The organism is Pseudomonas sp. R4-84, assembly GCF_054130985.1.
The window spans coordinates 250384-276327 of sequence record NZ_CP096390.1; the positions used below are offsets into that span (position 1 = coordinate 250384).

At 61.3% G+C, this 25944-nt stretch carries 27 protein-coding genes and 1 other RNA gene; 14 read left to right on the plus strand and 14 right to left on the minus strand.

Features of this window, described 5'->3' with window-relative positions; translation table 11 throughout:
• The first annotated feature begins 284 nt into the window (after nucleotides 1–284).
• Nucleotides 285–953 carry a gamma-glutamylcyclotransferase gene (locus M1D68_RS01105; protein ID WP_434561695.1) on the plus strand — a complete coding sequence of 223 codons (669 nt, stop codon included), beginning with the start codon at nucleotides 285–287 and terminating at the stop codon, nucleotides 951–953.
• Here M1D68_RS01105 and glpT read toward each other — a convergent pair.
• Together glpT and M1D68_RS01115 are read right to left on the minus strand one after the other, a co-directional pair.
• A complete protein-coding gene (glpT, locus tag M1D68_RS01110; RefSeq protein WP_434561697.1) occupies nucleotides 929–2278 on the minus strand; it encodes a glycerol-3-phosphate transporter in 1350 nt (449 codons plus the stop codon). The two genes, M1D68_RS01105 and glpT, sit on opposite strands and share 25 nt — an antisense overlap.
• 219 nt (nucleotides 2279–2497) lie before the next feature.
• Nucleotides 2498–3475, minus strand: a complete 978-nt coding sequence (locus tag M1D68_RS01115; protein ID WP_420765110.1) for an NADPH:quinone oxidoreductase family protein — start codon at nucleotides 3473–3475, stop codon at nucleotides 2498–2500.
• A 150-nt stretch (nucleotides 3476–3625) separates the two neighbouring features.
• Between M1D68_RS01115 and M1D68_RS01120 the strand changes: the two genes are divergently transcribed.
• Nucleotides 3626–4033 (plus strand): flagellar basal body-associated protein FliL, encoded by a 408-nt coding sequence (locus M1D68_RS01120; RefSeq protein WP_420765109.1) that lies wholly within the window; start codon nucleotides 3626–3628, stop codon nucleotides 4031–4033.
• Between the two features lie 135 nt (nucleotides 4034–4168).
• Here M1D68_RS01120 and M1D68_RS01125 read toward each other — a convergent pair whose 3' ends face one another.
• Entirely contained in the window at nucleotides 4169–4621 is a 453-nt protein-coding gene (locus M1D68_RS01125) for an EVE domain-containing protein (protein ID WP_434608942.1), read from the minus strand.
• Between the two features lie 195 nt (nucleotides 4622–4816).
• Between M1D68_RS01125 and M1D68_RS01130 the strand changes: the two genes are divergently transcribed.
• Complete coding sequence (locus M1D68_RS01130) at nucleotides 4817–4963, plus strand: hypothetical protein (RefSeq protein WP_420765107.1); 147 nt, start codon at nucleotides 4817–4819, stop codon at nucleotides 4961–4963.
• Nucleotides 4964–5002: 39 nt separating this feature from the next.
• On the opposite strand, the gene M1D68_RS01135 is transcribed toward M1D68_RS01130, so the two are convergent.
• From M1D68_RS01135 to M1D68_RS01150, 4 genes are all read right to left on the minus strand, one after another.
• Complete coding sequence (locus M1D68_RS01135) at nucleotides 5003–5605, minus strand: 5-formyltetrahydrofolate cyclo-ligase (RefSeq protein ID WP_420765106.1); 603 nt, start codon at nucleotides 5603–5605, stop codon at nucleotides 5003–5005.
• 117 nt (nucleotides 5606–5722) lie between these two features.
• A non-coding RNA gene (ssrS, locus tag M1D68_RS01140) (6S RNA) lies at nucleotides 5723–5902 on the minus strand.
• A 30-nt stretch (nucleotides 5903–5932) separates the two neighbouring features.
• The gene (locus tag M1D68_RS01145) at nucleotides 5933–6250 is read right to left on the minus strand and encodes a cell division protein ZapA (RefSeq protein WP_039590276.1); all 318 of its coding nucleotides are present in this window, start codon (nucleotides 6248–6250) and stop codon (nucleotides 5933–5935) included.
• Entirely contained in the window at nucleotides 6247–6456 is a 210-nt protein-coding gene (locus M1D68_RS01150) for a TIGR02449 family protein (protein WP_030138125.1), read from the minus strand. Before M1D68_RS01150 ends, M1D68_RS01145 begins: the two co-directional genes overlap by 4 nt.
• A gap of 129 nt (nucleotides 6457–6585) precedes the next feature.
• On the opposite strand from M1D68_RS01150, the gene M1D68_RS01155 reads away from it, so the two are divergent.
• The 8 genes from M1D68_RS01155 (at nucleotide 6586) to gcvH (ending at nucleotide 15721) form a co-directional block, all read left to right on the plus strand.
• Entirely contained in the window at nucleotides 6586–7140 is a 555-nt protein-coding gene (locus tag M1D68_RS01155; protein ID WP_420765105.1) for a YecA/YgfB family protein, read from the plus strand.
• A 27-nt stretch (nucleotides 7141–7167) separates the two neighbouring features.
• Nucleotides 7168–8502 carry a Xaa-Pro aminopeptidase gene (gene pepP, locus M1D68_RS01160; protein WP_434649717.1) on the plus strand — a complete coding sequence of 445 codons (1335 nt, stop codon included), beginning with the start codon at nucleotides 7168–7170 and terminating at the stop codon, nucleotides 8500–8502.
• Nucleotides 8499–9686 (plus strand): 2-octaprenyl-6-methoxyphenyl hydroxylase, encoded by a 1188-nt coding sequence (gene ubiH / locus M1D68_RS01165; RefSeq protein ID WP_457969016.1) that lies wholly within the window; start codon nucleotides 8499–8501, stop codon nucleotides 9684–9686. Before pepP ends, ubiH begins: the two co-directional genes overlap by 4 nt.
• Before the next feature lie 61 nt (nucleotides 9687–9747).
• Nucleotides 9748–10965, plus strand: coding sequence for a 2-octaprenyl-3-methyl-6-methoxy-1,4-benzoquinol hydroxylase (locus M1D68_RS01170; RefSeq protein WP_457970664.1), 1218 nt, complete (start codon nucleotides 9748–9750; stop codon nucleotides 10963–10965).
• Nucleotides 10966–11188: 223 nt separating this feature from the next.
• Entirely contained in the window at nucleotides 11189–12193 is a 1005-nt protein-coding gene (locus tag M1D68_RS01175; RefSeq protein WP_420765102.1) for an extracellular solute-binding protein, read from the plus strand.
• A gap of 214 nt (nucleotides 12194–12407) precedes the next feature.
• Nucleotides 12408–14033, plus strand: coding sequence for an ABC transporter permease (locus M1D68_RS01180; protein ID WP_457969017.1), 1626 nt, complete (start codon nucleotides 12408–12410; stop codon nucleotides 14031–14033).
• 168 nt (nucleotides 14034–14201) lie between these two features.
• Nucleotides 14202–15284 carry a glycine cleavage system aminomethyltransferase GcvT gene (gene gcvT / locus M1D68_RS01185; RefSeq protein ID WP_457969018.1) on the plus strand — a complete coding sequence of 361 codons (1083 nt, stop codon included), beginning with the start codon at nucleotides 14202–14204 and terminating at the stop codon, nucleotides 15282–15284.
• 53 nt (nucleotides 15285–15337) lie between these two features.
• Entirely contained in the window at nucleotides 15338–15721 is a 384-nt protein-coding gene (gene gcvH, locus M1D68_RS01190; protein WP_434561707.1) for a glycine cleavage system protein GcvH, read from the plus strand.
• 95 nt (nucleotides 15722–15816) lie between these two features.
• Here gcvH and M1D68_RS01195 read toward each other — a convergent pair whose 3' ends face one another.
• The 6 genes from M1D68_RS01195 to M1D68_RS01220 all read right to left on the minus strand — a co-directional run bounded on the left by M1D68_RS01195 (nucleotide 15817) and on the right by M1D68_RS01220 (nucleotide 20859).
• Entirely contained in the window at nucleotides 15817–16686 is an 870-nt protein-coding gene (locus M1D68_RS01195) for an outer membrane protein (protein WP_457969019.1), read from the minus strand.
• A gap of 10 nt (nucleotides 16687–16696) precedes the next feature.
• Nucleotides 16697–17014, minus strand: a complete 318-nt coding sequence (locus M1D68_RS01200; protein ID WP_186633889.1) for a DUF2388 domain-containing protein — start codon at nucleotides 17012–17014, stop codon at nucleotides 16697–16699.
• A 68-nt stretch (nucleotides 17015–17082) separates the two neighbouring features.
• Nucleotides 17083–17532, minus strand: a complete 450-nt coding sequence (locus M1D68_RS01205) for an NfeD family protein (RefSeq protein ID WP_434561713.1) — start codon at nucleotides 17530–17532, stop codon at nucleotides 17083–17085.
• Between the two features lie 7 nt (nucleotides 17533–17539).
• Nucleotides 17540–18460 (minus strand): SPFH domain-containing protein, encoded by a 921-nt coding sequence (locus M1D68_RS01210; RefSeq protein ID WP_457969021.1) that lies wholly within the window; start codon nucleotides 18458–18460, stop codon nucleotides 17540–17542.
• A gap of 125 nt (nucleotides 18461–18585) precedes the next feature.
• Nucleotides 18586–20370, minus strand: coding sequence for a GspE/PulE family protein (locus M1D68_RS01215; protein WP_457969023.1), 1785 nt, complete (start codon nucleotides 20368–20370; stop codon nucleotides 18586–18588).
• A gap of 150 nt (nucleotides 20371–20520) precedes the next feature.
• Nucleotides 20521–20859 (minus strand): hypothetical protein, encoded by a 339-nt coding sequence (locus tag M1D68_RS01220; protein ID WP_434649722.1) that lies wholly within the window; start codon nucleotides 20857–20859, stop codon nucleotides 20521–20523.
• A gap of 126 nt (nucleotides 20860–20985) precedes the next feature.
• Here M1D68_RS01220 and M1D68_RS01225 point away from each other — a divergent pair, with 126 nt between their 5' ends.
• Nucleotides 20986–21456, plus strand: coding sequence for an Lrp/AsnC family transcriptional regulator (locus M1D68_RS01225; RefSeq protein WP_434561719.1), 471 nt, complete (start codon nucleotides 20986–20988; stop codon nucleotides 21454–21456).
• Between the two features lie 144 nt (nucleotides 21457–21600).
• Here M1D68_RS01225 and M1D68_RS01230 read toward each other — a convergent pair whose 3' ends face one another.
• Nucleotides 21601–22968 carry a CYTH domain-containing protein gene (locus M1D68_RS01230; RefSeq protein ID WP_434608963.1) on the minus strand — a complete coding sequence of 456 codons (1368 nt, stop codon included), beginning with the start codon at nucleotides 22966–22968 and terminating at the stop codon, nucleotides 21601–21603.
• A 157-nt stretch (nucleotides 22969–23125) separates the two neighbouring features.
• Here M1D68_RS01230 and argE point away from each other — a divergent pair, with 157 nt between their 5' ends.
• On the plus strand, nucleotides 23126–24283 hold the full coding sequence (gene argE / locus M1D68_RS01235) for an acetylornithine deacetylase (protein ID WP_457969025.1): 1158 nt from the start codon (nucleotides 23126–23128) through the stop codon (nucleotides 24281–24283).
• Between the two features lie 137 nt (nucleotides 24284–24420).
• On the plus strand, nucleotides 24421–25719 hold the full coding sequence (gene argA / locus M1D68_RS01240; protein ID WP_420765091.1) for an amino-acid N-acetyltransferase: 1299 nt from the start codon (nucleotides 24421–24423) through the stop codon (nucleotides 25717–25719).
• The last annotated feature ends 225 nt before the right edge of the window (nucleotides 25720–25944 follow it).

Sequence of the window (25944 nt, forward strand, 5' to 3'; positions counted from 1 at the left end):
CGTTGTGGCGAGGGAGCTTGCTCCCGCTGGACCGGTCCGACGCCTCGGGCGAAGCAGTCCCAAAAGAGGCGGTCGCTGCGCAACCGAGCGGGAGCAAGCTCCCTCGCCACAAAAGCCCTGACCGCCCTCGATATAACTTCATATATTGCGTTTCGGTATTTAGTTGGCCGGCCAGATACCGATAACGTATATAGCGTCGGGCTGGCATTTAACTTGCCTCGCTCCTCACGAACGTCAACACACTGGCGTCCCTTTATTTTCTGAGAAGCCAACCGCTAACGGCTATGACCGCTATCGAATCCGCCATTACCTGCGCCTTGTACCCGCCACGACTCGAGCTGGGTGCGCAGCTGACCCATGAACAACTGCTCGCCTCGATGCGATTGACCATGAGTCTCCACCAGGGCGGTCCGGTCTGGTTGTTCGCGTACGGTTCATTGATCTGGCGGCCGGAATGCACGGCGGTGGAGCGGGTGCGCGGTCGGGTCCATGGCTACCATCGCGGTTTATACCTGTGGTCCCACGAACATCGCGGCACTCCGGAGTTGCCAGGGTTGGTGTTCGGACTGGATCGCGGCGGTTCGTGCAGCGGTTTCGCCTACCGGCTGCCGGAGGAAAACCTCGAGGATTCGCTGTTCGCGTTGTGGCAGCGGGAAATGCCGGTGCCGTCCTATCGCCCGCACTGGCTCAGTTGCCGTCTCGAGGGTGGCAATCGGGTGCAAGCCCTGGGCTTCGTGCTGGAGCGACACCTGCCCAGCTATGCCGGCAACCTGCCGGACCATGTGCTGAGCCAAGTGTTTGAAAGCGCTTGCGGGCGTTACGGCACCACTCGCGATTATGTCGAGCAGACCGTACACGCCCTGCGCAGCCACGCCATGCCAGACCGAAATCTGGAGGCGCGGCTCAAGCGCTGCCAATCAATGTGGGATCAGGCGACCGCTTCGCGGCTCTGACTGGCGATCTGCTTGTGCCACAAGGTTGGCGCAAGGAACGCCATCGCCAGCAGACAAGCGCCGACCAGCAGTACAAAACCGCCGTCCCAGCCGAAATGGTCGACGGTATAGCCCATGGCGGCGCTGGCCGCGACCGAACCACCCAGGTACCCGAACAGGCCGGTGAAACCGGCGGCGGTGCCGGCGGCTTTTTTCGGCGCCAGTTCCAATGCCTGCAAGCCGATCAGCATGACTGGGCCATAGATCAGGAAGCCGATGGATACCAGGGCAATCATATCGACGGTCGGGTTGCCGGCCGGGTTCAGCCAGTACACCAGGGTGGCCACGGTCACCAGGGCCATGAATACCATGCCGGTCAGGCCACGATTGCCACGGAAGATCTTGTCCGACATCCAGCCACACAGCAGCGTGCCGGGAATGCCCGCCCACTCGTAGAAGAAATAGGCCCAGGAGCTCTTGTCCACCGTGAAGCCCTTGGCTTCCTTGAGGTAGGTCGGTGCCCAGTCCAGCACCCCGTAGCGCAGCAGGTAGACGAAGACGTTAGCCATGGCGATGTACCAGAGCATCTTGTTGCGCAGCACGTACTTGACGAAAATTTCCTTGGCGCTGAATTCCTTTTCGTGGCTGTCGTCGTAGCCTTCCGGATAATCGTCCTTGTACTTCTCGATCGGCGGCAGGCCCACCGATTGCGGGGTGTCGCGCATGGTCGCGAAGGCAAACACCGCAACGGCAAGTGCTACGGTAGCGGGCACATAGAATGCCGCATGCCAGTCATTGAACCAGCCCATGCCCAGCAGGAACAACGGGCCGATAAGGCCGCCGCCGACGTTGTGCGCCACGTTCCATACCGACACCACGCCGCCGCGTTCCTTCTGCGACCACCAGTGCACCATGGTCCGTCCGCTCGGCGGCCAGCCCATGCCTTGTGCCCAGCCGTTGATGAACAGCAGGATGAACATGATCGTCACGCTGGACGTCGCCCAGGGCGCAAAACCGAAAATGAACATCACGCCGGCTGATACCAGCAAGCCGAATGGCAGGAAATAGCGGGGGTTCGAGCGGTCGGACACCAGGCCCATCAAGAACTTCGACAAGCCATAGGCAATGGCGATGGCCGACATGGCCAGGCCGAGTTGGCCACGGGTGTAGCCCTCGTCGATGAGGTAGGGCATGGCCAGGGAGAAGTTCTTGCGCAGCAGGTAGTAACCGGCATAGCCGATGAAAATCCCCGCGAAGATCTGCCAGCGAAGGCGTCGGTAGGTGCTGTCTATTTTTTCTTCAGGCAGGGTTGCCTGATGTGCGGCGGGTCGAAAGAAAGCAAACATTCAAGTGCTCCAGAATTCTTGTTTTGACTGCGGATGCGAATGTTACAGTTTCGTTACCGAAAATAGCATTGGTTCGAATCAGCAAAACAGTGGAAATGCTGGATTTGGCATGTTCTTTTATGAACATGTCGCTCAGATATAAATGAAGGGCGTTGCGGGAATGGCGAAGCCGGGTCGTAGGGCTTCGACCCGGTACAGATGAAAGAGAATCGCGGCCAATCAGCGAACCTGCACCACCACCTTGCCGACCGCCTTGCGCTGCCCCAAGTCATTGATCGCCTGGGCGGCATCGTCCAGCGGGTAGACCTGCGACACCAGCGGCTTGAGCTTGCCTTCGGCGAACCAGCCGAACAGCTGCTGGAAGTTGGCGGCGTTGTCCTGGGGCTGGCGCTGGGCGAAGGAGCCCCAGAACACACCGACCACCGAGGCGCCCTTGAGCAAGGCCAGGTTCACCGGCAATTCGGGAATGCGCCCGCTGGCAAAGCCAACCACCAACAACCGGCCGTTCCAGGCGATGGCGCGCACGGCCTGGTCGAACAGGTCGCCGCCCACCGGGTCGTAGATGACATCGGCGCCCTGGCCGTCGGTGAGGCGCTTGATTTCGTCCTTCAGGCTGGTTTCGTTGTAGTTGATCAACTCGTCAGCACCGGCGGCCTTTGCCACGGCGAGTTTTTCCGCGCTGCTGGCGGCCGCGATGACTCGCGCACCCATGGCCTTGCCGATTTCCACCGCCGCCAGGCCGACCCCGCCGGAGGCACCGAGCACCAGCAGGGTTTCTCCGGGCTTCAGGTTGGCGCGCTGCTTGAGGGCGTGCATCGACGTGCCGTAGGTCATGCTGAACGCGGCCGCGGTGTTGAAATCCATGGCGGAGGGAATCGGCAGCACGTTGTAGCCCGGTACCGCTACTTGCTCGGCGAAGCTGCCCCAGCCGGTCAGGGCCATGACCCGATCACCGACTTTCAGGTGGCTGACCTTTTCCCCTACTTCGCTGATGACCCCGGCCGCTTCGCCACCCGGGGAAAACGGGAAGGGCGGCTTGAACTGGTATTTGCCCTCGATGATCAGCGTGTCAGGAAAATTCACCCCGGCGGCGTGCACATCCAGCAACACTTCATTCTTCTTTGCGACAGGGCTGGCGACGTCTTCCAGCACCAGCGATTCGGCGGGACCGAATTCTTTGCACAGCACGGCTTTCATCAGGGCTATTCCTTTGGGAGTGATGGCCGATAAGTGTAGGTGTGAGAGTCAACGGGTCAACGAGCATGCCCCGCCCTGATAGCCGGCCATAAGCTTGTGCTTGGACGGCGGGTCGGTATGCTGGGCCGCAAACCGGATGAGGAGTGGAATGTGAAAGCGTGGATGATGTTGATGCTGGCCCTGTCGCTGCCTGTGGCGGCGATGGCCGAAGAGAGCAAGGAAGGCGAGGCACCCAAGGTCAGTTACATCACGTTGAGCCCGCCGTTCGTGGGCAACTATGGGCTGGATGGTACGACCAAGCTGAAGGTCTACAAGGCTGACGTCGCCTTGCGCGTGACCGGCGATGCCGCCGCTGCGGCGGTGAAAGCGAACGAGCCGTTGATTCGCAACCAATTGGTCGCGCTGTTCGCTCAGCAGACGACCGAGACCATGAACAACCTTGAAGCCAAGGAAAAGCTGCGTCAGGAAGCGTTGAAGCAGACCCAGCAAGTGATGAACGACGAGACCGGCAAGCCGATGGTTGAGGATCTGTTGTTCAACAACCTGATCATTCAATAAGTCTTGTGGTAACCAGGCGGGCCCTTTCGCGAGCAGGCTCGCTTCCACAGTGGATCTGCAGTGAACAGTGAGCAACCGAGATTCCCTGTGGGAGCGGGCTTGCTCGCGATGGTGGCCTACCCGACAGCGAATCACTCAAGGCTTCAGAGCAACCACCGCCGCCCATTGCTCCGCCGTCACCGGCATCACTGACAGTCGCGAGCCTTTCTGCACCAGCGGCATTTCTGCCAGGGCGGTCTGTTGCTTGAGGTGGTCGAGCTTCAGGACGTGGCGGAACGTTTCGACATGGGCCACGTCGATCGCGGTCCAGGGGTTTTTCTCCGGGCTGGCCTTGGCGTCGAAGTAGTGGCTGTCAGGCTCCAGCGCCGTGGGATCGGGGTAGGCGGCCTTGATGATTTTTCCGGTGCCCGCGATGCCAGGCTCCGGGCAGCTGGAGTGATAGAAAAAAAATAAATCGCCTTCTGCCATGGCGCGCAGGAAATTGCGTGCCTGATAGTTGCGAACTCCGTCCCAGCGAGCTTGGCCGAGCTTTTCCAAGTCCTGGATGGACAATTCGTCGGGCTCGGATTTCATCAGCCAATAAGCCATGATTTCTACTCCTGGGCGATATATTTAAAAATAGTTCAGCGATTTTATGACAAACCGACAGTCGGTTGACGCCAGAGTTTGCGTGTGGGTCCGGGTTATCGCAAAATGCCGGCCTTCCAAGCTTGACGCTGCTGCACGGCCAATAAGAAAACCGCTGCTGTCATCGTGTGTGATATGCCTTGAGGGGGGCAATCGATGAAACGCAAACCGGATTTGTTGTGGATACTGGTCATTCTGTTCGGCCTGGGTGTCGTGACCACGGGTTACGCCCAGAGCTTGTGGAGCAGCAAGAACGATGTTCCGATGAACATCGCCCAGCCTGCCCCATCGCTCAAGCGCTGAGCGCTTTCTTTCAGGCGCCGCTGGTTCCGGTGGCGCCTATCATGCGATGTACCAACGCCTGTCGCTGACTGTTCCTTGCAGCGGCACGTCCCAGCTTGCCTGTACCAATCGCTCGACCCGTTGGCATTCGTGGGCCAGCCCCAGCAAGGTCGGCTTGCGCCATTGTTTGCGGCGCGACAGATACGCCAGGCTGCGATCGTAGAATCCCCCGCCCATGCCCAGCCGACCCCCGGCATCGTCAAACCCGACCAGCGGCAACAGCACCAGGTCCAGCGTCCAGACCTTGCGTTGCCGGGCTATATTCTTGCGTGGTTCCGGGATGCGAAAGCGATTGGGCTGCATCTTCTCGCCGGGATGGATTCGCTGGAAAACCATTTTCGTCTGCGGCCATGGGCTGAGCACCGGCAGGTACGTCGCCTTGCCCCGACGCTGGGCCGCGCGCAGTAGCAGGCGTGGATCGATCTCGCCGTCGTTGGGCAGGTACAGGGCGATGTGTCGCGCGCGGCGAAACAGCGGGTGCTGGGCCAGTTGCCGGTAGAGGCCTTGGGCGGCGTCCCGTTGCTGGGCCGGGGTCAGGGAGCGACGCGCCTGGCGCAGCAGGCGGCGAAGTTGCGGGCGGGTCGGCAACGCAGGTTCGGTCATATCGGGGTTTCCGAGGCGGTGGCATCGAAACAGCGTAACCGCAAACAACGGCGCCAGAAATGCCAAACGCCAGAAACGACAATGCCAGTCATGATGACTGGCATTGTTTCGAGAATCAGGCTCCCCGGATGAACCGCTGTCGGCTTAGCCCTTGAACCCGAAAGTTCAAGGTGGAAGTTGCAGGAGGCGTTAAGGCTTTCCGTCAAGCGGACATGCACACCGGCCCCAACGTGCAACCCCCGTGGTTGTGCGTATCGGCTCAGGGACATCACCAACTGGCAAGCACCCCAGGGAGTGACGCAAGTATACCCCAGGCAGCCTCGCGAATCAGCCCTTGCTGACGTCCGGATCGGTGGCCAGTACCAAATCCACTCGATCCAGCAGGTCGCGGACTTGTTCGCGGGTCGAGCCGCTGACCTGTACGTCCGGCGTATCCTGGCGGTGCAGCAGGTCGTGGGTGATGTTCAAGGCGGCCATCACGGCGATGCGATCGGCGCCGATGACTTTGCCGCTGCTGCGGATCTCGCGCATCTTGCCGTCCAGGTAACGGGCGGCACTCACCAGGTTGCTACGCTCTTCCTGGGGGCAGATGATCGAATATTCTTTATCGAGGATCTGCACGGTAACGCTATTGCTTGAACTCATGAGTCTTGCTCCAGGGCCTTGAGGCGCGAAATCATCGATTCGACCTTACGCCGGGCGATTTCGTTTTTTTCAATGAGGTGCGCGCGTTCCTCGCGCCAGGTTTTTTCCTGAGCTAATAGGAGTCCGTTTTGGCTCTTAAGTTGCTCGACCCGTTCAATTAGCAGCTCGAGTCTGGCCATCAGCGCTTGCAGGTCGGTGTCTTCCATTGTGTCCACTGAAGATTGTGTCTGATGGGGGATAAAGGTCGCACAGCCTTTAATGGTCTTGGCGAGTCTGTCGATGTAGGATACAAGGCCTCCATTCTAGACATAGCGCCGTCTGGCGCCTAGCTGCCCATGCCCATTCAGAATTCCCCGTATCAAGCGTTCGCCACCCTGCTGAGCACCAGCGGTCATCCTGTCTCGCCCGCCGAACTCCACGGCCTGTTGCTTGGCCGCAGCTGCGCCGGCGCCGGCTTCGAGGCCGACGGCTGGTTGGCCGACGCCGCCGAGCTGCTCGAAGGCGAGCCGGCGGACAACGTGCGTAATGCGCTCATCGGCCTGCAGGAAATGGTCAAGGGCGAGCTGACCAGCGATGACATGACCGTCGTCCTGCTGCTGCCGACTGACGATGCGCCGCTGAGCGAGCGCGCCGCTGCGCTGGGCCAGTGGTGCCAGGGCTTTCTCGCCGGTTTCGGCCTGACCCGCCGCGAATACGCCCTGAGCGATGAAGCGAAGGAAGTCCTGCAAGACCTGGCGGCGATTTCCCAGGTACAGGATGCCCTGGAAGAGTCCGACGACGGCGAAAGCGACTATATGGAAGTGATGGAGTACCTGCGGGTCGCGCCTCTGCTCCTGTTCACCGAGACCAAGAAGACCGCTGAACCGGCCGCCAAACCGTCCTTGCACTGATCGCTTGAAAGGGAACACCGTCTGCCCATGATTCATATCCCGAAGTCGGAATACAGCCGTCGCCGCAAGGCCCTGATGGCGCAGATGGAGCCCAACAGTATCGCAATCCTGCCCGCCGCCGCCGTTGCGATCCGCAACCGCGACGTCGAGCATGTCTATCGCCAGGACAGTGATTTCCAATACCTGAGCGGCTTTCCCGAGCCGCAGGCCGTCATCGTGCTGATGCCCGGCCGGGCCCATGGCGAATACATCCTCTTCTGCCGCGAGCGCAATGCCGAGCGGGAAATGTGGGATGGCCTGCGTGCCGGCCAGGAGGGAGCGATCCGTGACTATGGCGCCGACGACGCGTTCCCGATCACCGACATCGACGACATCCTGCCGGGGCTGATCGAAGGCCGCGACCGGGTGTACTCGGCCATGGGCAGCAACCCGGAGTTCGACCGGCACCTGATGGAGTGGATCAACGTGATCCGCTCCAAGGCCCACCTCGGTGCCCAGCCGCCGAACGAATTCGTTGCCCTGGATCATCTGCTGCACGACATGCGCCTGTATAAATCGGCGGCGGAAGTGAAAGTGATGCGCGAAGCGGCGCGGATTTCCGCCCAGGCGCATATCCGGGCGATGCAGGCGGCGCGGCCTGGGCTGTATGAGTACAGCCTGGAAGCCGAGCTCGATTATGAGTTTCGCAAGGGCGGGGCAAAGATGCCGGCGTACGGTTCCATCGTCGCGGCGGGGCGCAACAGCTGCATTTTGCATTACCAGCAAAACGATGCCGTGCTCAAGGATGGCGACCTGGTGTTGATCGATGCCGGGTGCGAAATCGATTGTTATGCCAGCGATATCACCCGCACCTGGCCGGTCAGCGGGAAGTTTTCTGCCGAGCAGAAGGCGATCTACGAAGTAGTGCTGGCGGCCCAGGAAGCCGCATTTGCGCAAATCGCGCCGAACAAACATTGGAACCAGGCCCACGAGGCGACCGTCAGGGTAATTACTGAGGGGCTGGTCCGCCTGGGGCTGCTGGAAGGCGAAGTGGACGAACTGATCGCAAGCGAAGCCCACCGGGCGTTCTACATGCACCGCGCCGGCCACTGGCTGGGGATGGATGTACACGATGTGGGCGAATACCGCGTGGGTGGCGAGTGGCGAGTGCTGGAGGTCGGAATGACTTTGACCGTCGAGCCGGGCATCTACATTGCCCCGGACAATCGCGGCGTAGCGAAGAAATGGCGCGGCATTGGCGTGCGCATCGAGGATGACGTGGTAGTGACCAAGACCGGTTGTGAAATCCTGACCCGCGGCGTACCGAAGACGGTCGCCGAAATCGAGGCCTTGATGGCCGCCGCACGGACACAAGCGGCATGAACCGGGTCAACGTTGCAATCATCGGTGGCGGCCTGGTCGGCGCGAGCCTGGCGCTGGCGCTGCAAGCCGGTGCCAAGGCACGGGGTTGGAAGATCATGCTGATCGAGCCCTTCGCTCCCGGTGACGCCTGGCAGCCGAGCTACGATGCGCGCTCGTCGGCGCTTTCGTTCGGCGCGCGGCAAATTTATCAACGCTTGGGCCTGTGGCAGGAAGTTTCCCGCCGGGCCGAGCCGATCAAGCAGATCCACGTGTCCGACCGCGGGCGGTTTTCGACGGCGCGGTTGTCGGCCATGGAGGAGGGCGTGCCGGCCCTTGGCTACGTCGTGGAGAATGCCTGGCTCGGCCAATGCCTGTGGCAAGGCCTGGACAAGGATGTCGTCAGTTGGCGCTGCCCCGCGCAGGTCGCTCGGATGGAGCCGCAAATCGCGGGCTATCGCCTGACGCTGGACGACGAAACTGTTGTGGAATGCGACCTCGCGGTATTGGCCGACGGCGGTCGCTCCGGCCTGCGGGAGCAGATGGGGGTCGGGGTGCGCAATCGTCCCTACGACCAGAGCGCCTTGATTGCCAACATCACGCCCAGCGAAGCGCACAACGGCATGGCTTTCGAGCGCTTCACCGATGACGGCCCGATGGCGTTGTTGCCGCTGCCGGAAAATCGCTGTGCATTGGTCTGGACTCGCCAGGGCATGGATGCGCAACGACTTGCGGCCCTTGACGAGCGCAGCTTCCTCAATGAATTGCAAAATGTGTTCGGCTATCGCCTGGGCACGCTGAAGCAAGTAGGCGCGCGTCATCTTTATCCATTGGCGCTGGTGGAAGCCGAGGAACAGGTGCGTCCGCACCTGGCCATCCTGGGCAATGCTGCCCACAGCTTGCATCCGATTGCCGGGCAAGGCTTCAACCTGTCCCTGCGTGACGCCCAGGCCTTGGCCGATACCTTGCTTGAGAGCGACAGCACGCCCGGCGATTTCACCGTATTGCAAGCCTATCGCGAGCGTCAGCGGATGGATCAGGCCTTGACCGTGGGCTTCTCCGACCGGGTGACGCGGCTGTTCAGCAGCGATCTGCCGCTAGTGTCCCTGGGCCGTAATCTCGGCCTGCTGGGCCTGGACCTGCTGCCGCCCGCCAAGCGCTGGTTCGCCCGTCAGGCCATGGGTTTGGGAACACGCCCTGATGCTTGATACGGATCATTCCTTTCACCGGCGGCTGATGTCGCCAGCAACACAGGCTTAAAGCATGGAATTGCGTGCAGATCTGTTGATTGTCGGTGCCGGCATGGTCGGCAGCGCCCTGGCGCTGGCGTTGCAGGGCAGTGGCCTGCAAGTGCTGCTGCTCGACGGCAGCCCGATGAGCGTCAAGCCCTTTGATGCCCAGGCCGCATTCGAGCCACGGGTCAGTGCTCTGTCGGCAGCCAGCCAACGGATCCTCGAACGCCTGGGTGTCTGGGACGGGATCACCGGCCGACGGGCCAGCCCATACACCGACATGCACGTCTGGGATGGCAGCGGCACTGGGCAGATTCACTTTTCCGCCGCCAGTCTGCATGCCGACGTGCTGGGGCATATCGTTGAAAACCGCGTCGTCCAGGACGCGCTGCTGGACCGACTGCACGATTGTGATTTAGGCCTGCTTGCCAACGCGCGCCTGGAGCAGATGCGCCGCTCAGGTGATGACTGGCTGCTGACGCTGGCCGACGGCCGTACCTTGCGCGCGCCGCTGGTGATTGCCGCTGACGGCGCGAATTCAGCCGTGCGTCGCCTGACCGGGGTGGCCACGCGGGAGTGGGATTACCTGCACCACGCTATTGTCACCAGCGTGCGTAGCGCCCGTCCTCATCGGACGACGGCTTGGCAGCGTTTCACCGACAACGGCCCGCTGGCGTTTCTGCCACTGGCCCGCGAGGGTCAGGAAGACTGGTGTTCGATCGTCTGGTCCACCACTCCCGATGAAGCGCAGCGCTTGATGGCTCTTGATGACACTGTGTTTTGCAACGAGCTGGAGCGTGCCTTCGAAGGCCGGCTCGGCACGGTACTGAGCGCCGACCCGCGCCTGTGCGTGCCACTGCGCCAGCGCCATGCCAAGCGCTATGTGGCCGAAGGGCTGGCACTGATCGGTGATGCGGCCCACACCATCCATCCGCTGGCCGGGCAGGGCGTGAACCTGGGCTTGCTGGATGCCGCCGTGCTGGCCGAAGTGCTGCTGCAAGCGGCCGGGCGTGGCGAACGCTTGGCTGACGTGAAGGTATTGAGCCGCTACGAGCGCCGCCGCATGCCCCACAACCTGGCGTTGATGGCGGCGATGGAAGGTTTCGAGCGGTTGTTCCAGGCTGATCCGTTGCCGGTTCGCTGGTTGCGCAACGCCGGTCTGAAGTTGGTGGACCGCCTGCCTGAAGCCAAGGCGTTGTTCGTGCGCGAGGCGCTGGGGTTGACCGGGGATTTGCCGGAACTGGCCAGGGCCTGAGAGGTGTGTCGGGGCTCATGACCTCATCGCGAGCAGGCTCGCTCCCACAGGGTTATGTGAAAGCAAGTCAATGTGGGAGCGAGCCTGCTCGCGATGAGGCCGGAACCGCTACCTCGACCCCACCGCTGCAACATTTGGAAACGTGTCTGCCCACTGTTCGATTGTGGTGCTAAATGTGAGTCCTTATCATTTGCGCTCTGTTCACAATCGAGAGATCGCCACCATGTCGGCCACAAAACGCCTGCTGTCCGCCCTCGCCTTGGCCCTGATTGGCACTACCACGGCCCAGGCCGCCGATGAGGTGGTGGTCTATTCCTCGCGCATCGATGAATTGATCAAACCGGTTTTCGACGCGTATACCAAGAAGACCGGCGTAGCGGTGAAGTTCATTACCGACAAGGAAGCGCCGTTGATGCAGCGGATCAAGGCCGAAGGTGAAAACGCCACCGCCGACCTGTTGCTCACCGTGGACGCCGGGAACCTCTGGCAGGCCGAGCAGATGGGGATCCTGCAGCCCTTCACCTCGTCGGTCATCGACGCCAACATCCCGCCTCAATATCGCGCGTCCTCCCATGCCTGGACTGGCCTGAGCCTGCGGGCGCGGACAATCGCCTATTCCACTGACCGGGTCAAACCGGGTGAGTTGACCACTTATGAGGCGCTGGCGGGCAAGGAGTGGGAAGGCCGCCTGTGCCTGCGGACTTCGAAGAAAGTCTACAACCAGTCCCTGACCGCGACGCTGATCGAAACCCACGGCGCGGAAAAAACCGAGGAAATCCTCAAGGGTTGGGTCAAGAACCTCTCCACCGACGTGTTCTCCGACGACACTGCGCTGCTTGAAGCGATCAATGCCGGCCAGTGTGATGTCGGCATCGTCAACACCTATTACTACGGTCGCCTGCACCAGCAGAAGCCGGACCTGAAGGTCAAGTTGTTCTGGCCGAACCAGGCCGATCGGGGCGTGCACATCAACCTCTCGGGCATCGGCCTGACCAAGCACGCGCCGCACCCGGAAGCCGCGAAGAAGCTGGTGGAATGGATGACCACGCCTGAAGCGCAAAGCATCTTTGCTGACGTGAACCAGGAGTTTCCGGCGAATCCAAAAGTGGAACCCTCCAAGGAAGTCGCTGCCTGGGGCAAGTTCAAGGCCGATACCTTGCCAGTGGAAGTGGCCGGTAAGCGCCAGGCCGAAGCCATCCGCATGATGGACCGTGCTGGCTGGAATTGAGACGGGATCGCTCAGTCCATCGATGAAGTGTGGCGAGGGAGCTTGCTCCCGCGGGATCGGGCTGGCGCTCCAGGGCAAAGCCCTCCCCAACTATCGACCGGGTCTATCTGACGGGGCATGATCCGGATCGTTAGGGCTACTTCGTAGCCCAGCGGGAGCAAGCTCCCTTGCCACATGAGCCCTTTGTCAGTAATGACGCGAACGAGAACTTTCCTTGACCCACCCCGCCCAACGCCGCTGGTATCCCCTGGTCTTCGCCGTCGCTGCGCTAGTCTTGTTGCCCTTGAGCGTGCTGCTGCTGTCCTGGCAGAGCATTGATCTACAAATCTGGTCCCATTTGTGGGAGACCCAGATGCCACGCCTGTTGGGTAACACCCTCACGCTGATCTTTGGTGTGGGTGTCGGGGTGACGCTGCTGGGCGTGAGCCTGGCCTGGCTCACGAGCCTTTGCGAATTTCCCGGCCGTCGATGGCTCGACTGGGCGCTGATGCTGCCGTTCGCGGTGCCTGCCTATGTATTGGCATTTGTCTTCGTAGGCCTGCTGGACTTTGCCGGTCCGGTGCAAACGTTGCTGCGCGAATGGTTTGGCAGTGGCCTGCGCCTGCCTCGGGTGCGTTCCACTGGCGGTGTGATCCTGGTGCTGGTCCTGGTGTTCTACCCCTATGTCTACCTGCTGGCGCGAAGCGCTTTCCTAGCGCAAGGCAAGGGCCTGATGGAAGCGGCGCGGGTGCTCGGGCAATCGCCTTGGCAGGCGTTCTGGCGTGTGGCGCTGCCGATGGCCAGGCCGGCAATCGGCGCCGGCGTGGCGCTGGCGCTGATGGAAACCCTGGCGGACTTCGGTGCGGTATCAGTGTTCAACTTCGACACCTTCACCACGGCCATCTACAAGACCTGGTACGGGTTTTTCAGCCTTTCCAGCGCAGCCCAGCTGGCCAGTCTCCTGTTGTTGACGGTCATGGTGGTCCTCTACGGCGAACGCCGCGCCCGGGGCGCCCAGCGGGCCGGCAACGAGCGACCGCGAGCCCAGGCGCTATACCACCTGCGAGGACTCAAGGCGGTGGCGGCCAGCGGCTGGTGCCTGCTGGTTTTCGCCTGTGCGTTTGTCATTCCGCTCATGCAATTGGTGGTCTGGTTTTGGCAGCGCGGTCGTTTCGACCTGGATGAGCGTTACGCCGGGTTGATTCTCCATACCCTCTACCTGGGCGGACTCGCGGCACTTGTCACGGTTTGCGTCGCCTTGCTGCTTGCCTTCGCTCGACGTCTGGCGCCGACCCGGTCGATCCGCGCCGGGGTCGGTCTGGCGAACCTGGGCTACGCCTTGCCCGGTTCGGTGCTGGCGGTATCGATCATGCTTGCGTTCAGTTATCTGGATCGCGAGTTGGTCATCCCGCTGTCGACACTGCTCGGAGGCGCGGGCAAGCCGTTGCTGCTGGGCAGTTTGTCGGCACTGTTGCTGGCGTACCTGGTGCGTTTCCTGGCCGTGGCCTATGGCCCGTTGGAAAGCAGCCTGGCGCGTATTCGCCCGTCGTTGCCCGAAGCCGCACGAAGTCTCGGGGTGAGTGGGCCGCGACTGTTTTTTAAAGTGTATCTGCCGTTGCTGCTCCCTGGCACCCTGAGCGCCGCGCTGCTGGTATTCGTCGATGTGCTCAAGGAAATGCCGGCGACTTTGCTGATGCGCCCGTTTGGCTGGGACACGCTGGCGGTACGGATCTTTGAAATGACCAGCGAAGGGGAGTGGGCGCGGGCCGCCCTACCGGCGCTGAGCCTGGTGCTGGTGGGGCTGCTGCCAGTCATCGGATTGATACGGCGTTCGGCCCATCGACGCGTTCTGAGTGAATAGAGCACACGCCTAGGTGCCAGCCTTGGATCATGCGGATACAATGCGCGGCATTCGGTGCGGTCCGTCTGTCGGACCGGGTAGCTAGGAGCGTCGGAAAATTCTTTTTTCAGGCGTTCGGGCTGTGGCAGTACCCATCCGCACCTTCGCCAAGCCCGGAAGGAGAAACCCATGGGACAGCGTACGCCTCTGTATGACCTTCATCTCGCCCTCGGCGCGAAAATGGTCGATTTTGGCGGTTGGGATATGCCCTTGCACTATGGATCGCAAGTTGAAGAGCACCATCAGGTGCGTCGCGACTGCGGTGTGTTCGATGTATCCCACATGACCGTGATCGATGTAGCCGGCCCCCAGGCCAAAGCCTGGCTGCAGCGCCTGCTGGCCAACGACGTCGATCGCTTGCAGGACACTGGTCGCGCGTTGTACAGCACGATGCTCAACGAGCGCGGCGGCATTGTCGACGACATGATCATCTATCGTGTCGAGGACGGTTACCGGTTGGTGTTCAACGCCTCGACACGCGACCAGGACCTGGCCTGGATGCAAGCGCAACTCGGCGATTACGCAGTGCAGCTGCACGAGCGTGCCGAACTGGCGATGCTGGCTATCCAAGGCCCCCAGGCCCGGCACAAGATTGCCGAGCTGGTTACGCAACCACGCGGCCAGTTGATCCAGCAACTCAAGCCCTTCGAAGGTCGCGCCGACGGTGATTGGTTCATTGCCCGTACCGGCTATACCGGAGAAGACGGCCTGGAAATTGTCCTGCCGGCCCGTGAGGCCCCGAGTTTCTTCAACGACCTGGTGGGTGCCGGTATTCCTCCCATGGGACTCGGCGCCCGCGATACCTTGCGCCTGGAAGCCGGCATGAACCTCTACGGCCAGGACATCCACCAGGATATTTCACCGTTGGCCTCGAACATGGCCTGGAGCATTGCCTGGGAACCGGCGAGCCGTCAGTTCATCGGTCGCGCTGCGCTGGAGGCTGAACTTGCCGCCGGCGTGCAGCACAAACTGGTGGGGTTGGTGCTGGAAGAGCGCGGTGTATTGCGCGCCCACCAAGTGGTCCGTATCGCCAATGTTGGCGAAGGAGAGATCACCAGTGGTAGTTTTTCTCCTACGCTTAGCAAGTCGATTGCCCTGGCACGCGTTCCGATGGCTACCGCCGACCGTGCCGAGGTGGAAATTCGTGGCAAGTGGTATCCGGTACGAGTGGTCAAGCCGACCTTCGTCCGCCATGGCAAAACCCTGATCTGATTTTTTACGGCGGGCCGCCGGCCGCTGACACTTTTTCTTGAGGACACAGAATTATGAGCGATATCCCTGCCGAACTGCGTTTTGCCGAAAGCCACGAGTGGGCACGCCTGGAAGCCGACGGTACCGTCACCGTGGGCATCAGCGACCATGCACAGGAAGCGTTGGGCGACGTGGTGTTTGTCGAGCTGACTGAAGTCGGTAAAGTTTTTGCTGCAGGCGATCAGGCCGGCGTGGTGGAATCGGTCAAGGCCGCTTCCGATATCTATGCCCCGGTTTCGGGAGAAGTGATTGCAATCAACGAAGAGCTGGGTGGTTCACCAGAGCTGCTGAACTCTGATCCGTACGGCGCCTGGATTTTCAAGCTCAAGCCAAGCGACGAGGCCGAGCTGGACAAGTTGCTTGATGCGGCCGGCTACAAAGCTGCAATCGGCGAATAACCCGGACCTGGCTAGAGCTCACCGGGCCAAAAATGCCGCTCAACTGAGCGGCATTTTTTTTGAGTGTGCACCGCAGTTCTGATTTGTGTCTCAGATCAGAACGCCATCCGTGCCTCGACGTAGAGGTTCTGTTCACGCAATTTGCCCTTGAGCTGTTCGTCCCGAGCGTTGATGCGATTGGCAAAGGTGTTGTAACCGGTTTCGATATCGCCCATGTCAACGTAGCGATAACCAGTGCCAAGGGTGAGTCGCTGGCTGAGCTTGATATCCGCCCCTACGCCCAGTGCATAGGCGAAGTTGTTCTGGCTGTTGTTTGCGAATCGTCGCGAAGGGTTGGACTGGTAACCCTCGGAATCGATAAACGCCACACCCAGGCCAGCCATGGCGTACAGCGAAAAATGTTGGTTAAGCGGGAAGTTTTTGTACCCGTTGATCATCAAGCGGCTGGACGAAACTTGCATATTGTTGACGTTGGCATCGAACGGCGCCCAATGACTCTTGAACTCCGAATTCTGTTTGAGTGAATACTCGGTTTCCAGCCGCCAGTTGCCTTCGAATCCATAGCCAACCGCTACAGATCCGCCAACGTCTTTGTTGCTGGTCGGGCTGACAACACGATTGTTGACTCTGGGGCTGGTAAGGAGGGCATCGGAAAGATCTTGCTGCACGCTCAGGATTTTTATCGAGCCGTATAGGCCCTCGGCATGTGACGTGGTGCTAAGTGTGGCGGTGATCAGCAGCAACGAAAGGCATGGCTTGTTCATGAATATCGGTTCGCTTTGTGGGGAATGTTCGAATCGATAGAGTTTGCGGTGCCAGCCTCGCACGTTTGTATCAGAGCCTTCCTCCGCGGGCCGGTGAACTTTCATCGTAGCGGCGGGGTTGTTGGCCGGTTCGATGTAGGAAAGAAGCTCAGCAGTTGTTTGCCCATAAAAAATGCCGCTCGATCGAGCGGCATTTTTCATGGGGCGGGAATCACTCCTGGGCGATGGCGTTCTTCGCCAGGATCGCGTTGGCCAGTTCCATGTCGGTGGCTTGCAGGCCAGGGTTGTCGGCACGGACTTTCTGCATGGCCGCTTCCAGGTAAGGGCCACGAATGCCGCCGTCACTGGCGACGAAGCTGCCGGCGTCGTCCTGGGCGGCGACGATCAGCTTGTTATCCTTGAAGGTCAGGTAGGTGGAACCGGTGGTTGCGCCGGACGAAATGACGTTACGCCAAAACGTGTCGGCCATTGCCGAGCCCACGGGGAGAGAAAGCAAGGCCAGGGTCGCGACAGCAAGTTTGAGACGCATGATAGGTGACTCCACAGGGTTAACTATGACGTTGGATTACGGTTGCCCCGGTTCAGTTCCATGGCACGTCAGTCAGCCCTTTCCACTGTCAATACCGTACCTTCCTGTGCCACCACCCTGACCCGCGTGCCAATGGACAGGTCGGGGCCCTTCGCCAACCAGACGCCGTCGGCCACCCTGATCTTGCCGCGCCCATCGACAATCGCCTCGTGGACCTGGAACACCTTGCCGATCAGCTCCTGCCCGCGCAGGTTCAGGTGCGGCTGGTCGCTTTGGCGGATGGCGCTGCGCTGGCGTCGCCACCAATACAGGGCTGTCGCGATAGCGAACAGGCCGAACAGCAGGAACTGGATCTCCCACACCAATTGCGGCAGGACGAACGTCAGCACGCCGACCGCTGCGGCGGCCATGCCAATCCACAGTAGGTATCCGCCCGCGCCGAACACTTCCAGTATCAACAGGATGACGCCCAGCGCCAGCCAGTCCCAATAAGACAATTGCTGCAGGAACAGCCACATACGCGCCTCAGGCTTTCTTGTTGTCGAAGGTGGCCTTGACGATTTCGCCAATGCCGCCCACTGCACCGATGACCTGGCTGGCTTCCAGCGGCATCAGGATCACCTTGCTGTTGTTGGCCGAGGCCAGTTGCCCCAGCGCGTCGATGTATTTTTGCGCAACGAAGTAGTTCACGGCCTGTACGTTACCGTCGGCGATTGCCTGGGACACCACCTGGGTGGCGAGGGCTTCGGCTTGCGCCTGGCGTTCACGTGCCTCGGATTCAAGGAACGCGGCCTGGCGGCTGCCCTCGGCTTCGAGGATCTGGGCCTGTTTCTTGCCCTCGGCGGTAAGAATCGCCGACGCTCGCAGCCCCTCGGCTTCCAGGATCTGTGCACGCTTGATACGTTCGGCTTTCATCTGCCCCGACATGGCGGCCATCAGGTCGGCCGGCGGGCTGATGTCCTTGATCTCGATCCGCGTGATCTTGATGCCCCATGGCGCCGTGGCTTCGTCGACCGTGCGCAGCAACTTCTCGTTGATACCGTCGCGCTGGCTCAACATGGCGTCCAGTTCCATGGAGCCCAGCACCGTGCGGATGTTGGTCTGCAACAGGTTGCGGATGGCGTGTTCGAGGTTGTTGACCTCGTAGGCGGCCTGGGCGGTATTGACCACCTGGAAGAAGCACACGGCGTCGATCTGCACTGTAGCGTTGTCGGCGGTGATGACTTCCTGGGGCGGGATGTCCAGCACGCTTTCCATGACGTTGATCTTGCGCCCGATGCGGTCCATCACGGGAATGATGATGTTCAGGCCAGGCTTGAGCGTATTGGTATAGCGGCCGAACCGCTCGACCGTCCATTGATAACCCTGGGGCACCACTTTGAACCCCATGAGCAGGATGGCGACCACGAGGCCGATGAAGAATAGAAGCACGCTGCCGATCTGCATGACGGTTCCCTGTACGAATTGAATGGACCTGCTAACCCTGAGTGTAGGGCAAGCGGCCATTATCTTCGCTACGGTCCGTTCCGGTATGTCTGTGGGACGTTTCCGGTCCCTGAGCCGGACCGTGCCTACTTCTGCTCGCTCTGTGGTGTCACTCGTAATACTTCCTCGACCGTGGTCAAGCCCGCCGCCACCTTTTGCGCGCCTGAAAGCCGCAGGCTTCGCATGCCTTCCTTGAACGCCTGGCGGCGCACGGCAAGCAGGTCGGTGTCGGGGTGGATCAAGGCTCTGACGCTGTCGCTCAGTTGCATGATCTCGTACACCCCGGCGCGACCGCGATAACCGGTGTCACGGCATTCCGAGCAACCCACGGCCTGATGGGCATTGGTGGGCAACGGCGCCTGCCAGGGACGCGTCAGGGTTTGCCAGTCGTCTTCGTCCAGGGTCAGGGGAGCCTTGCAATGCGGGCACAATGTTCGCACCAGGCGCTGGGCCATGACGCCGAGCACCGTCGCTTTGATCAGGTAATGCGGCACGCCGAGTTCCAGCAGCCGGCTGATGGCGCTCGGTGCATCGTTGGTGTGCAGGGTCGAGAGCACGAGGTGCCCGGTGAGCGCTGCCTGGATCGCCATTTCAGCGGTCTCGAGGTCGCGGATCTCGCCGATCATGATGATGTCCGGGTCTTGCCGCATCAATGCGCGTACCCCCGCGGCAAACGACAGCTCGATGTTGTGCTGGACCTGCATCTGGTTGAAGGACGCCTCGACCATTTCAATCGGATCTTCGATGGTGCAGAGATTCACTTCAGGCGTCGCCAGTTTCTTCAGCGTGGTGTACAGGGTCGTGGTCTTGCCAGACCCGGTGGGGCCCGTGACCAGGATGATGCCGTTGGGCTGGCGAGTCATGTCCTGCCAGCGGCGCAGGTCGTCGACAGAGAAGCCGAGCTGGTCGAAATCCTTGAGCAGCACTTCCGGGTCGAAGATCCGCATGACCATTTTCTCGCCGAACGCGGTCGGCAAGGTCGACAGTCGCAACTCCACCTCGCCGCCGTCCGGGGTCTTGGTCTTCACGCGGCCGTCCTGGGGCTTGCGCTTTTCGGCAACGTTCATCCGGCCCAGGCTCTTGAGCCGGCTGATGATGGCCATCGTCACCTGTGGCGGAAATTGATAGACGGTGTGCAGCACGCCGTCGATGCGGAAGCGCACGGTGCCTTGCTCGCGGCGCGGTTCGATATGGATATCGCTGGCCCGTTGCTGGAAGGCGTATTGGAACAGCCAGTCGACGATATTGACGATATGCGCGTCGTTGGCATCCGGCTCCTGATCGCTGGCGCCCAGGTTGAGCAGTTGTTCGAAGTTGGTCAGATTGCTGGGTTGCTGGTCGACCGTGGTCGCGCCGCTGACCGACTTGGCCAGTCGATAGAACTCCACGCTCAGGCGCTGGATGTCCACAGGGTTGGCCACCACGCGCTTGACCGGCAACTTCAGTACGTGGGTCAGGTCCGCTTCCCAGCTGCTGACATAGGGCTGGGCGCTGGCGACCGTCACGGCGTCCCGGTCCACCGCTACCGCGAGAATCTTGTGGCGTTGCGCAAAGGCGTAGGACATCAGCGGCGTAACGGCCGCGACGTTGATCTTCAATGGATCGATGCGCATGTAGGGCTGGTCGGCCTGCTGGGCCAGCCACAACGTCAGGTTTTCCAGGTCCAGGCGCTTGCCGGGACGGCTGAGGTCGTCGAGATGCTGGTTGGCGATGAACTCCAGTGGATGCAGCTGGCTGTTGGCGTTATGGCGCCGGCGGGCATTGAGCGCAGTCTCGGCAGAGTCCTGGCTGATGATGCCTTGGGCAACCAGTTGGCGCAGCAGGTCGTTGAGGTCCAGCCAGCGGTCCTGAGTGGCGTGTTTGGTGGACATGGGCGTTCGGGTTCCTATTGGACAATTGCAGCAAAGCCGCGATACAGACGCTTCGGCGTCGTGGCTCGTTCTGCAAAAGAATAGTCCCGACCCTGCGGACCGTTGGGCCACTACCCGACCAATGCGTTTCCAATTCTTGCCTGGTGGCCCTCAACCGGCCGCCAGCACCGGCTCGGCCCGCGCGATATCAGCGTCTTGCAAGTCGACTGAACAGACGCTTATCAGGTTACGCAATTTTCCAGCGATGACTTGGGCGCGGTGCCAGCTCAGCCCGGTCAGGAGGCATTCCATCGAGAGCAATTCGTCGAGACGTTCGATGCGTGCGGTTTCCAGAACAAGGCCCTGCAAGGCGAACAGGTTGAGCACCCGGCAGGGCAGGTCCGCCTCGGCTTCCCCGAGCAAATGAAAGCGGGCGCGACAATAGGGATTGGCGGTGTGCCAGACGTCGGCGCGGAGCGCGGCGGTGCCGGGGGCTTGCAAAGAGGGCATGGCATTTCTCCTGAGATTGGAGCGAAATCTTTGCATGGGATTGGGGGTATTTCTTATCTAAAATAGGCTTATTCGCCAGCTTGGTGAATTGGATAAATCATGTGATGGCCTTATCGGGGTTTTTTTATGCAAAGCGAGCTGGACGGGTTTGATCGCAAGATATTGGCCTTGTTGCAGGAAGACGCTTCGCTCTCCAGCGCGCAGATCGCCGAACGGGTAGGTTTGTCCCAATCGCCATGCTGGCGGCGGATTCAGCGGATGAAGGAAGAAGGGATCATTCGCGGGCAGGTGACGTTGCTGGATCGTAAGAAAATCGGCCTGAACACGCAGATCTTCGCCGAAATCAAGCTCAACGCCCATGGACGCTCGAATTTTACCGAGTTCACGGAGGCGATCCGCGGCTTCCCTGAGGTCTTGGAATGCTACGTGCTGATGGGGTCGGTGGATTTCTTGCTGCGCATTGTCACGGCGGACATCGAGGCCTACGAGCGCTTCTTCTTCGAGAAGCTGTCGATGGTGCCGGGGATCCAGGAAGTGAATTCGATCGTGGCGCTGTCGGAGATCAAGTCGACGACGAGTTTGCCGGTGGTGCGCTGAGCTTGTTTTTGCGATGTTTGGGCTGGCCTCATCGCGAGCAAGCTCGCTCCCACAGTTGATCTTCAGCGGCCACAAGATCTGTGTGCAACGCTGGACCCCTGTGGGAGCGAGCTTGCTCCGGGCGGCGATCCGACGATGGCGATCTTACAGGCGCAACAAAGTCTTCCAGGCCCGATTCTGATACACCGCGATCGCCTGTTGCTTGCGCGCGTCCAGGAGTTCGTCGGTGATCGGTTCGTTGGCCAGCTGCGCCAGCTTGTTCAGCTCACCGTAGAGTCGGTCCATTTCAGGGATTTCCAGCACCTGGCGGGCGTGATGCAGCCAGGCCTGGATGCGTTCGATGCGCGGCAGTTGTTCGGCGAGGTCTTCCGGCTGCTGTTGGTAGCGTTGCAGTTGCAGCGACGAAGCTTCTTCGCCCAGCAGCCGTGGCAGCCAACTGCCCAGTTGCGCCGCGCCCTGGCGATTGCCCCGGGTGTTGCGGTCGGCGGCCCAACTGCGGGCCAGCAGCCAGCGTGACGCTTGGAGAGAGAAGAGGCCCCAACGCGGGTCCTGCAGCTCCTCGAGGAATTGCTCCGGCGCGGCCTTGCGCACGTCTTCGTCTTCGATGCCGGCCTGAACCAGTGGACGCCAGTCCTCCAGCAGCGCGTCCAGGGCCACCCGCAGGTCGTGGGTCGACTGGCGCGGCGCGGCCTGGCCGAGGCTGCTGAGCAGGGCACGCAGTTCGGCGAGGTTTTCCACCCAGTCTTGCAGCAGGCGCCAATGGCCGTTGAAACGGTACTGCTCGGCCAGGCGCTGGCTGCTCCCTAGGAGGTGCCAGCTCAGTGCGGCGAAGGCGTCGTCCAGCGGCGTTTCAGCGGTCAATTGCGGGGCCGGAAGGCTCAGGGCATAACTGCTCGCATCATGCAGGCGATAGCCGCGTTCGGCCTTGCTGATGTCGCACGGCATCAAGGGCAGGGTCACGGCCAGTTCGGCGGCCAGTTCCAGCAAGGCGGCGGGTTCGCCTTCGCGCAGTTCAAGTTCCAGCTCGCAGATTTCTTCCTTCTGCTTGCCCACCACGACGTGGCCCAGGTCCAGGGCGGCTTCGATGACCACTTTGCTCTTGCCACGGCCCCAGGCGATTTCGGCGCGTTCGCGAACGAAGTCGGTGGTGAAGATCGCTTTGAGGGTTTTTTTGTCCAGGTCAGCCAGCGCCTCGGGCCAGCATTCGCCGTCGAGTTTCTTCAGGTCGAGCTTGGCCTTGGGCAGGTGCCAATCGTATTCGTTGCGCTCGGACAGGCCAGCGATGCTCTGGCCCCGCGTCTTGAGGGTCTGGATCACTGCTTCGCCATCGCGGCGCAGGCGCAGGGCGACCTTGGCCCGAGCCAGGTCGCGTTCTGGTGTGTCGAAGTACTGGTTCATCAGTTCGTGGCGTTCCCAGCCACTCTTGTTGCGTTTTTTCAACAGCGGATGCTCACGCAACGCTGCCAGGGTCTCGCGGCTGACGCGGAGTTTGATTTCGGTTTCTTTCTGCATGGCCGGAAAATCCAGGGATCGGGTGCGCAGCCGGGGGAAGGTGTGGCTGCCAAGGCCGTGCAGTGTACAGGACTCGTCGAGCCTACGCGCCGAACGGTTCCATCCTTGCGCTCGATGGCTCTATGATGGACTTCAATTTGCAAGTCCGGAGCCAGCGATGCCTTTGCCGTCCATGAAAGACCAATTCGCTGCCCTGATCGCTGCACCGTCGGTCAGCTGCACCCAGCCCGCGCTGGATCAGTCCAACGGCACCGTCATCGAACTGCTGGCGGGCTGGCTCTCCGAGCTTGGGTTTCGCTGCGACATCCAACAGGTCAGCCCCGGCAAGTTCAACCTTTTGGCCAGTTTCGGCACGGGCCCTGGCGGGCTGGTACTGGCCGGCCACAGTGACACGGTGCCGTTCGACGGCGCGTTATGGCAGACCGATCCGCTGAAGCTCACCGAAGTCGATGGGCGTTGGGTGGGCCTGGGCAGTTGCGACATGAAAGGCTTCTTCGCCCTGGCCATCGAGGCGGTCAGGCCGCTGCTGGACCAACCGTTCAAGCAACCGTTGCTGATCCTCGCCACCTGCGATGAAGAGAGCTCCATGGCCGGCGCCCGGGCCCTGGCGGATGCCGGTCGTCCGTTGGGCCGCGCTGCGGTGATCGGCGAGCCCACCGGCTTGCGACCGATTCGCCTGCACAAGGGCGTGATGATGGAGCGCATCGACATCCTCGGGCGCAGCGGCCATTCCTCCGACCCGAGCCTGGGCCACAGCGCCCTCGAGGCCATGCACGACACCATGGGCGAACTGCGCGGTTTGCGCCTGCAATGGCAGCGTGAATTCCGTAATCCACAATTCACCGTGCCGCAACCGACGCTGAACTTCGGCTGCATCCACGGCGGTGACAATCCCAATCGAATTTGTGGGCAATGTTCCATGGAGTTCGACTTGCGCCCCCTTCCGGGCATGGACCCTGAAGTGCTGCGGGCGGCGATCCGGCAGAAGCTCGACCCCATCGCCGAGCGGCATAAGGTCAAGATCGACTACGCTCCGTTGTTCCCTGAAGTCCCTCCGTTCGAACAGCCCGAAGACTGCGGATTGGTGCGCGTAGCCGAGCGGCTGACCGGTTATCGCGCCGAAGCAGTGGCGTTCGGCACCGAAGCGCCTTATCTTCAGCGCCTTGGCTGCGAAACCCTGGTGTTGGGCCCTGGCGATATCGCCTGCGCTCATCAGCCGGGCGAGTACCTTGAAATGTCACGTTTGCAACCTACCGTGCAATTGCTCCGTCAGTTGATCGGTCATTACTGCCTGACGCCGACCACGGCCGATTAAATTGCCCGCGTGCGGGCCCGTATCCATTACATGAGGAGAGCGCGCGTGTCGCCAAGCCTGTTCCGACGATAACCACCAGCCCGCTGTGCGTTCTGTTTCGTCTTTTTTCGGCTGTTATTTATTACAGGTCCAGGTTCATGCCCGAATACGTCAATTGGCTTCGTCACGCTTCGCCTTACATCAATGCCCACCGCGATTGCACCTTCATCGTCATGCTGCCTGGCGACGGGGTCGAGCACCCCAACTTCGGCAACATCGTCCATGACCTGGTGCTGCTGCACAGCCTCGGCGTGCGCCTGGTGCTGGTCCATGGTTCTCGCCCGCAGATTGAAACCCGCCTGGCCGCACGGGGCCTGACGCCCCATTACCATCACGGCATGCGCATCACCGATGCCGCGACGCTGGAATGCGTGATCGACGCGGTCGGCCAGTTGCGCATCGCCATCGAGGCACGCCTGTCCATGGACATGGCGTCATCGCCGATGCAGGGTTCGCGGTTGCGGGTCGCCAGTGGGAACCTGGTCACCGCCCGGCCGATCGGCGTGCTCGAGGGTGTGGATTATCACCACACCGGCGAAGTGCGCCGGGTCGATCGCAAGGGCATCAATCGCCTGCTGGACGAGCGTTCCATCGTGCTGCTGTCGCCGTTGGGCTATTCGCCCACCGGGGAGATCTTCAACCTCGCCTGCGAAGACGTCGCCACTCGGGCCGCCATCGACCTGGCGGCGGACAAGCTGCTGCTGTTCGGCGCCGAGCAAGGCCTGATTGGCGAAGATGGCCGACTGGTCCGTGAGCTGCGCCCGCAACAGGTCCCGGCCCATATGCAGCGCTTGGGCAGCGACTACCAAGCCGAACTGCTGGATGCGGCGGCCCAGGCCTGCCGCGGCGGTGTTGCCCGCAGCCATATCGTCAGCTATGCCGAAAACGGCGCGCTGCTGGCAGAATTGTTCACTCGCGATGGCAGCGGCACACTGGTGGCCCAGGAGCAGTTCGAGGTGGTGCGCGAAGCAGCCATCGAAGACGTCGGCGGATTGCTCGACCTCATCAGTCCTCTGGAAGAACAGGGCATCCTGGTGCGCCGTTCCCGTGAGGTGTTGGAGCGTGAGATCGAACAGTTCAGCGTGGTAGAGCGCGAAGGAATGATCATCGCTTGCGCGGCGCTCTACCAGATCGCCGATTCGGATGCCGGTGAGCTGGCCTGCCTGGCGGTGAATCCGGAGTATCGCCACGGTGGCCGGGGCGATGAGTTGCTGGAACGGATCGAAACCCGGGCCCGTGCCCAGGGGCTCAAGACGTTGTTCGTATTGACGACGCGCACGGCCCATTGGTTTCGTGAGCGGGGCTTCGAACCCAGCAGCGTCGAGCGCCTGCCTGCGGCCCGGGCATCGCTTTACAACTACCAGCGCAATTCGAAAATCTTCGAAAAAACCCTGTAGGCAGCCATTCGGAAAACTGGCGTTACCGCGGTCTTCTTGATTTCAGACAATGAGCAGCTAGTCTGGATCCCGTCAAGATCGCGGCATACGCGAGCGGTTGTTGACTGGATCGAAGGCGCAGGAGGCGCGCAAACACATCTCTGCGCCAGACTTTTGCGGGTCTCCAAAGCTGGCGACAAAACACCATTCAGTAATCCTTTGCGCCGCCGATAAGACGTTTCACGG

Bases quoted from the DNA above. Each gene is read 5' to 3' on its own strand.
- glpT (WP_434561697.1), bottom strand. From the start codon at position 2,278: ATGTTTGCTTTCTTTCGACCCGCCGCACATCAGGCAACCCTGCCTGAA.
- M1D68_RS01195 (WP_457969019.1), bottom strand. From the start codon at position 16,686: ATGAAAAATGCCGCTCGATCGAGCGGCATTTTTTATGGGCAAACAACT.
- M1D68_RS01145 (WP_039590276.1), bottom strand. From the start codon at position 6,250: ATGAGTTCAAGCAATAGCGTTACCGTGCAGATCCTCGATAAAGAATAT.
- M1D68_RS01220 (WP_434649722.1), bottom strand. From the start codon at position 20,859: ATGCCCTCTTTGCAAGCCCCCGGCACCGCCGCGCTCCGCGCCGACGTC.
- gcvH (WP_434561707.1), top strand. From the start codon at position 15,338: ATGAGCGATATCCCTGCCGAACTGCGTTTTGCCGAAAGCCACGAGTGG.
- M1D68_RS01230 (WP_434608963.1), bottom strand. From the start codon at position 22,968: ATGCAGAAAGAAACCGAAATCAAACTCCGCGTCAGCCGCGAGACCCTG.
- M1D68_RS01105 (WP_434561695.1), top strand. From the start codon at position 285: ATGACCGCTATCGAATCCGCCATTACCTGCGCCTTGTACCCGCCACGA.
- M1D68_RS01225 (WP_434561719.1), top strand. From the start codon at position 20,986: ATGCAAAGCGAGCTGGACGGGTTTGATCGCAAGATATTGGCCTTGTTG.
- M1D68_RS01130 (WP_420765107.1), top strand. From the start codon at position 4,817: ATGAAACGCAAACCGGATTTGTTGTGGATACTGGTCATTCTGTTCGGC.
- M1D68_RS01205 (WP_434561713.1), bottom strand. From the start codon at position 17,532: ATGTGGCTGTTCCTGCAGCAATTGTCTTATTGGGACTGGCTGGCGCTG.
- pepP (WP_434649717.1), top strand. From the start codon at position 7,168: ATGATTCATATCCCGAAGTCGGAATACAGCCGTCGCCGCAAGGCCCTG.
- argE (WP_457969025.1), top strand. From the start codon at position 23,126: ATGCCTTTGCCGTCCATGAAAGACCAATTCGCTGCCCTGATCGCTGCA.
- M1D68_RS01150 (WP_030138125.1), bottom strand. From the start codon at position 6,456: ATGGAAGACACCGACCTGCAAGCGCTGATGGCCAGACTCGAGCTGCTA.
- M1D68_RS01215 (WP_457969023.1), bottom strand. From the start codon at position 20,370: ATGTCCACCAAACACGCCACTCAGGACCGCTGGCTGGACCTCAACGAC.
- ubiH (WP_457969016.1), top strand. From the start codon at position 8,499: ATGAACCGGGTCAACGTTGCAATCATCGGTGGCGGCCTGGTCGGCGCG.
- M1D68_RS01125 (WP_434608942.1), bottom strand. From the start codon at position 4,621: ATGGCTTATTGGCTGATGAAATCCGAGCCCGACGAATTGTCCATCCAG.
- M1D68_RS01175 (WP_420765102.1), top strand. From the start codon at position 11,189: ATGTCGGCCACAAAACGCCTGCTGTCCGCCCTCGCCTTGGCCCTGATT.
- gcvT (WP_457969018.1), top strand. From the start codon at position 14,202: ATGGGACAGCGTACGCCTCTGTATGACCTTCATCTCGCCCTCGGCGCG.
- M1D68_RS01135 (WP_420765106.1), bottom strand. From the start codon at position 5,605: ATGACCGAACCTGCGTTGCCGACCCGCCCGCAACTTCGCCGCCTGCTG.
- M1D68_RS01115 (WP_420765110.1), bottom strand. From the start codon at position 3,475: ATGAAAGCCGTGCTGTGCAAAGAATTCGGTCCCGCCGAATCGCTGGTG.
- M1D68_RS01155 (WP_420765105.1), top strand. From the start codon at position 6,586: ATGCCCATTCAGAATTCCCCGTATCAAGCGTTCGCCACCCTGCTGAGC.
- M1D68_RS01200 (WP_186633889.1), bottom strand. From the start codon at position 17,014: ATGCGTCTCAAACTTGCTGTCGCGACCCTGGCCTTGCTTTCTCTCCCC.
- argA (WP_420765091.1), top strand. From the start codon at position 24,421: ATGCCCGAATACGTCAATTGGCTTCGTCACGCTTCGCCTTACATCAAT.
- M1D68_RS01210 (WP_457969021.1), bottom strand. From the start codon at position 18,460: ATGCAGATCGGCAGCGTGCTTCTATTCTTCATCGGCCTCGTGGTCGCC.